Annotated in this window: 7 protein-coding genes; 6 read left to right on the plus strand and 1 reads right to left on the minus strand. The window is 65.9% G+C overall.

Features of this window, described 5'->3' with window-relative positions:
- The 5 genes from DYI24_RS19545 to DYI24_RS19565 form a co-directional block, all read left to right on the plus strand.
- Window positions 1-515, plus strand: a 515-nt coding sequence (locus DYI24_RS19545; protein ID WP_164573481.1) for a UbiA family prenyltransferase, incomplete at its 5' end; no start/stop codon positions are given.
- A gap of 2 nt (window positions 516-517) precedes the next feature.
- Complete coding sequence (locus DYI24_RS19550) at window positions 518-1,834, plus strand: BCD family MFS transporter (protein WP_107343544.1); 1,317 nt, start codon at window positions 518-520, stop codon at window positions 1,832-1,834.
- A 1-nt stretch (window position 1,835) separates the two neighbouring features.
- Window positions 1,836-3,041: a geranylgeranyl diphosphate reductase gene (locus tag DYI24_RS19555; protein ID WP_164573482.1), complete on the plus strand. Its 1,206-nt coding sequence runs from the start codon at window positions 1,836-1,838 to the stop codon at window positions 3,039-3,041.
- 19 nt (window positions 3,042-3,060) lie between these two features.
- The gene (locus DYI24_RS19560; RefSeq protein ID WP_011157094.1) at window positions 3,061-3,525 is read left to right on the plus strand and encodes a TspO/MBR family protein; all 465 of its coding nucleotides are present in this window, start codon (window positions 3,061-3,063) and stop codon (window positions 3,523-3,525) included.
- A 33-nt stretch (window positions 3,526-3,558) separates the two neighbouring features.
- Window positions 3,559-3,831: a hypothetical protein gene (locus DYI24_RS19565; RefSeq protein WP_164573483.1), complete on the plus strand. Its 273-nt coding sequence runs from the start codon at window positions 3,559-3,561 to the stop codon at window positions 3,829-3,831.
- Between the two features lie 101 nt (window positions 3,832-3,932).
- Here the strand turns inward: DYI24_RS19565 and DYI24_RS19570 are convergent, their stop codons facing one another.
- On the minus strand, window positions 3,933-4,376 hold the full coding sequence (locus DYI24_RS19570) for a c-type cytochrome (protein ID WP_164573484.1): 444 nt from the start codon (window positions 4,374-4,376) through the stop codon (window positions 3,933-3,935).
- 321 nt (window positions 4,377-4,697) lie between these two features.
- Between DYI24_RS19570 and ppsR the strand changes: the two genes are divergently transcribed.
- Window positions 4,698-5,978: a transcriptional regulator PpsR gene (gene ppsR / locus DYI24_RS19575; protein WP_246701310.1), complete on the plus strand. Its 1,281-nt coding sequence runs from the start codon at window positions 4,698-4,700 to the stop codon at window positions 5,976-5,978.
- The last annotated feature ends 17 nt before the right edge of the window (window positions 5,979-5,995 follow it).

Raw genomic sequence — 5,995 nt, forward strand, 5'->3', positions numbered from 1 at the left:
CCTGGATGTATTCGATGCCTCCGTTCCGCCTGAAGCAGAACGGCTGGCTCGGCAACGGTGCCTGCGCGATCACCTATGAGGGCTTCGCGTGGTTCACCGGCGCCGCGGTGATGCTCGGCGGCCTGCCGCCGTGGTGGATCGTGACGCTGGCACTGCTGTATAGCGCCGGCGCGCACGGCATCATGACGCTCAACGACTTCAAGTCGATCGAAGGCGACATCAAGACCGGCGTCGGCTCGCTGCCGGTGAAGCTCGGCGTGGACAACGCCGCGCGGGTGCTCTGCGCCGTGATGGCGATCCCGCAGGTGATCGTGGTGGCGCTGCTGCTGTCGTGGGATCGGCCGATCCAGGCCGGCATCGTCGGCTTCGTGCTCGTCGTTCAGCTCGCCTTGATGGTGCGGTTTCTGCGCTCGCCGGTCGAACGCGCCACCTGGTTCTCGGGCCTCGGCGTCGCGCTGTATGTGTCCGGCATGATGGCCAGCGCCGTCGCCGTTTCATCGTTCGGAGCAGCTTGATCATGATGCGACCGCTGTCCTGGCTCGGCATTGTTCGGATGGGGCTGGTGCAGACCGGCCTTGGTGCGATCGTCGTGCTGACCACCTCGACGCTGAACCGGGTGATGGTGGTGGAGCTGGCGCTGCCGGCGATGCTGCCCGGCGCGCTGGTCGCGATTCACTACGCGCTGCAGGTGTTCCGCCCCGCCTGGGGCCATGGCTCCGACCGCGGCTCGCGCCGCACGCCGTGGATCATCGGCGGCATGGCGGTGCTGGCGCTCGGCGGCTTCATGGCCGCGGTCGCCACCGCCTGGATGACGGTGCAGCCGCTGTTCGGTACGGCACTGGCGATCGTCGCGTTCTGCCTGATCGGCGGCGGCGTCGGCGCGGCCGGCACGTCGCTGTTGGTGCTGCTCGCCAAGCGCACCGACGAGAAACGCCGCGCGGCGGCGGCCACGATCGTCTGGGTGATGATGATCGCAGGCTTCATCGTCACCACTGCGATCGCCGGCCAGCTGCTTGATCCGTTCTCGCCGCAGCGCCTGATCGCGGTGTCGGGCGGCGTGTCGCTGATCGCGATGGTGCTGACCTTCGCGGGCGTGTGGGGCGTCGAAGGCCGCGCTGCGGTCGCGGCACCCGCGGCGGCGCCGAAGGGCTCGTTCCGCAAAGCTTTCCTCGAGGTCTGGCACGAGCCGCAGGCGCGGCGGTTTGCGATCTTCGTGTTCGTGTCGATGCTGGCCTACAGCGCGCAGGATCTGATCCTGGAGCCGTTTGCCGGCGCGGTGTTCGGCTTCACGCCGGGCGAGACGACTAAGCTGTCGAGCGTGCAGCATGGCGGCACGCTGATCGGCATGGCGATGGTGCCGATCATCGGCGCACTGTTTCCGAGGACGCGCGGCAATCTGCAGATCTGGACGATCGGCGGCTGTATCGCATCGGCGATCGCGCTGCTCGGGCTGTCGTCGGCCGCGATCGTCGGTCCGAGCTGGCCGCTGCGCGGCACCGTGTTCATGCTCGGCGTCACCAACGGCGCTTATGCGGTCGCAGCGATCGGCTCGATGATGGAATTGGTCGGCGCCGGCGGCGAGCATCGCGAAGGCGTGCGGATGGGGCTGTGGGGCGCGGCGCAGGCGATCGCGTTCGGCATCGGCGGCTTCATCGGCACGCTGGCGAGCGATCTGGCGCGCCTGATCCTGGGGGCGCCCGCTCTGTCCTATGCGGCGGTGTTCGCCGCGGAAGCTGGTTTGTTTGTAGTGTCGGCGGCGATGGCTGTGTGGGTGCATCGCGCGCAAAATCGTCGTGACGTTGATTTGACCAATGCAGCAGTCGCCGGAGGTTGAAATGAGTGATAGCTCCGCAATTTACGATGTCGTTGTCGTCGGCGGCGGCCCTGCCGGCGCTACTGCGGCGTGCGATCTGGCGCGCGCCGGCAAGCGGGTGGTGCTGCTCGACCGCGCCGGCCGTATCAAGCCGTGCGGCGGCGCGATCCCGCCGCGCGCGATCCGCGACTTCGCGATTCCCGACAGCATGCTGGTCGCCAAGATCAACGCCGCCCGGATGGTGTCGCCGAGCAATGTCGAAGTCGACATGCCGATCGACGGCGGCTTCGTCGGCATGGTCGACCGCGAGCATTTCGACGAGTGGCTGCGCCAGCGCGCCGCGACGGTCGGTGCCGAACGGCGCACCGGCCTGTTCAAGCGGTTCAGCCGCGACGAGGCCGGCGTCAACACGGTGCACTACGAAGGGCGCGGACCGGATGGTGCGATGATCGACCAGACGGTGCGCTGCCGCGCGATCATCGGCGCCGATGGCGCGGTGTCGGGCGTGGCGCGGCAGTTCCTGCAGGATGCCGACCGCGTGCCGTTCGTGTTCGCCTATCACGAGATCATCAAGGCGCCGACCGCGGAGCAGAAGGCCGCTTATGAAAGCCGGCGCTGCGACGTGTACTATCAGGGCCACGTCTCGCCGGACTTCTACGGCTGGGTGTTCCCGCACGGCAATACGGTCAGCGTCGGCACCGGCTCGATGCACAAGGGCTTCTCGCTGCGCGATTCGGTCGCGGAGCTGCGCAAGCAGACCGGCCTCGACGAGGTCGAGACCATCCGCAAGGAAGGCGCGCCGATCCCGCTGCATCCGCTGCCGCGCTGGGACGACGGCCACAGCGTGCTGCTCGCCGGCGATGCCGCAGGCGTGGTCGCGCCGGCGTCGGGCGAGGGCATCTACTACGCGCTGCTCGGCGGCCGGCTCGCCGCCGAAGCGGTCGAAGAATTCCTGCAGACCGCCGACGCCAAGGCGCTGAAGCTGGCCCGCAAGCGCTTCATGCGCGGCAACGGTTCGGTGTTCCGGATCCTCGGCCTGATGCAATGGTATTGGTACGCCAACGACAAGCGCCGCGAACAATTCGTCAGCATCTGCCGCGATCGCGACGTGCAGAAGTTGACGTGGGACGCCTACATGAACAAAAAGCTGGTGCGGGCGAAACCGATCGCCCACGTCCGGATCTTCTTCAAGAACCTGGCCCACATGACGGGGCTAGCTTCGGTCTGATACCTGCAGGCGGTGGCTTGTGAATCCGATCTTTGTTGCGGCCGCCGTCGCAATCTTCGTTGGTCTGCTCGGCGGCTCGCTGACCGACACCGGGACTTGGTACCAAAGCCTGGTGAAACCGTGGTGGCAGCCGCCGGACTGGGCGTTCGGTCCGGCCTGGACGGTGATCTTCGCGCTCGCCGCGATGTCGGCGGTGTACGCCTGGCGCGGCGCCCGCACCCGCGCGCAACGCGACTGGGTGATCGGCCTGTTCGCCGCCAACGGCTTCTTCAACGTGCTGTGGAGCATGCTGTTCTTCACGGTGCGGCGGCCGGATTGGGCGCTGCTCGAAGTGCCGCTGCTGTGGCTGTCGGTGCTGGCCGGCGTCGTGGTGTTCTGGCGCAGCGCCCGCACCGCGAGCTACTATTTGCTGCCCTATCTGGTCTGGGTGACGTTCGCCGCCTACCTCAACTGGACCGTGGTCGCGCTCAACACGCCGTTCTGAGCCCCTGACGATGCGGTCGCATCGAGAGCTGCCATGCAGATGATGTCCGAACTGTTCGCCAGCGGCACCGTGGTCGACGCGGTGCTGATCTTCCTGCTCGTCGAGGCGATCGCGGTGATCGGCTATTGGCTGTGGCGCAAGCGCGGCATTGCGCCGGCCGACTTTCTGCCGGGCATGATCTCCGGCGCGCTGATGCTGCTGGCACTGCGTGCCGTGCTCGCCGGCGCCGGCTGGATGGTGCCGACGCTGTGCCTGATGGCTGCAGGCGGTGCGCATCTGGTCGACGTGCTGCGCCGCTGGCGCTGAAGGCCGGGCAGGGCGCCGCGGCGGACGCTTCCGGCGCGCGGGCAGAGGGTTTCCCAAACACGAAGGGCTTCGGTTCTTGCGAACCGAAGCCCTTGTGATTCTCAAGCGTCAGTAGGTCGGATCGACTTACTTGGGGTGGCCAGGTAGGCGACCACGTCCTTACGCTGCTGCTCGTTGGCGAGCTTGAAGGTCATCTTGGTGACGCCAACCGCCTGGTCAGCCTTACCCTTATCGGTCAGGAACTTCTTCAGGAACGCGTTCGGATCGTTCAGGTAGGCGAAGATGTTTTCCTGGGTCCAGACCAGGCCGGCCTCACCCGAGTTGTGGTTCAGCGGCGAATAGGTGAACCCAGCCGCGGTACCAGCCTTACGGCCGACGACGCCGCCGAGAGCCGGACCGACCATGTTCTTGTCGGCGCGGTGGCAGGTCATGCACTGCTTGAACACCGCCTCACCCGCCTTGGCGTCCTGAGCCGAGGCAGTGCCGATCGACAGAGATCCGGCGGTAGCGGCGATGCTGAGAATTGTGAGAAGTTTTTTGACCACGTCTCTCTCCTTAAGAACCCGTCTTGGCGTCAAGCGACCCCGGGCCTCGTAGGCCACGACAAACAGTCGCATCCAAACCCGTTCTGATCGGTTCTGTAAAGTCGTTCTAACACAATTGGACACCGTTCGTTCGATGCGTTTGTGCTAGATGACGTTGATCTGTCGAAATTATATTACCGGTTAGACAATTCGGCTAATTTTCCGTTCCAAGGCCCGAACAGGCCCTTGTCAAGGGGGCGTAACCTGCATAAGTGCTTGTGAGCACGGCGGTGTTCTGGACAATGCGTCGTATTGACGCCCCGCTGTGTGCGAGCGGAGCTCATGGCGTCAAAATCCGTTCATGCCGACATCACCCTTCTGCTCGATATGGAGGGTGTGATTCGCGAAGCCACTCTGTCTCCGACAATGGCGGCTGAAAGCGTAGACGGTTGGCTGGGGCGTCGCTGGAGCGACATCGCCGGCACCGACGGTGGCGACAAGGTTCGCCGCATGGTGGAAGACGCCCGCCGCAGCGGCATCTCGGCTTTCCGCCAGATCAATCAGCCTTTCCCGAGCGGCGTTGAAATCCCGATCGAATTCACCACGATGCTGCTGGGCGATCGCACCGGCATGATCGCGGTCGGCAAGAACATGCAGGCCGTCACCGAGCTGCATTCCCGCCTGATCGCGGCGCAGCAGGCGATGGAGCGCGACTATTGGCGGTTACGTGAACTGGAGACCCGTTACCGGCTGGTGTTCGATGCCGCCGCCGATGCGGTGATGATCGTCTCCGCCGGCGACATGCGCATCGTCGAAGCCAACCGCGCGGCGGCCAATGCGATCAGCCGCGAGCGCGGCAATGACGACCTCGCCGGTCGCGATTTCCTCGCCGAAGTTGCCGCTGCCGACCGCGATGCGGTGCGCGACATGTTGGCCCAGGTTCGTCAGCGCGGCACCGCGCTCAGCGTCCTCGTCCATCTCGGCCGCTACGACCGCGCCTGGATGCTGCGCGGCTCGCTGATGTCGTCGGAACGACGTCAGGTCTTCCTGCTGCACTTCACCCCGGTAACGACGACGCCTGCGATCGACGAAGTCGACGACGACGCCGTGCTGCGCGGACTGATCGACCGCATTCCCGATGGTTTCGTCGCGCTGGATTCGGAAGGCGTCGTCCGTCACGTCAATCAGGCGTTTCTCGATCTGGTGCAGATCGGCTCCAAGCCCGCGGCGGTCGGACGATCGCTGGGCAGCTGGATGGGCCGCCCGGGTGCCGATTTGTCGCGCCTGCTGACGCTGCTGCGGCGCTACAAGACCGTGCGGCTGTTCCAGACCACGATCCGCGGCGAGCTCGGCACCGAGACCGAAGTCGAAGTCTCGGCCGTCGATGGCGAAGAGGATCAGTACATCGGTGTGCTGATGCGCAATGTGGCGCGGCGGCTCGACGCTGCCGACGACAACGATGCCTTGCGTCAGGCGCTCGGTCCGATCAGCAAGCAGCTCGGGCGATCCTCGCTGCGCAAGCTGGTGAAGAACGCCGTGAGCATCGTCGAGCAGCACTACGTCAAGGAAGCGCTGCTGCGATCCAAGGGGAAACGCCCGGCCACGTCCGAACCCGGCCCCTAAACCCAACCGACGCCCGC

The sequence above is a fragment of the Rhodopseudomonas sp. BR0C11 genome (assembly GCF_010820945.1).
Lineage (GTDB): Bacteria > Pseudomonadota > Alphaproteobacteria > Rhizobiales > Xanthobacteraceae > Rhodopseudomonas > Rhodopseudomonas palustris_H.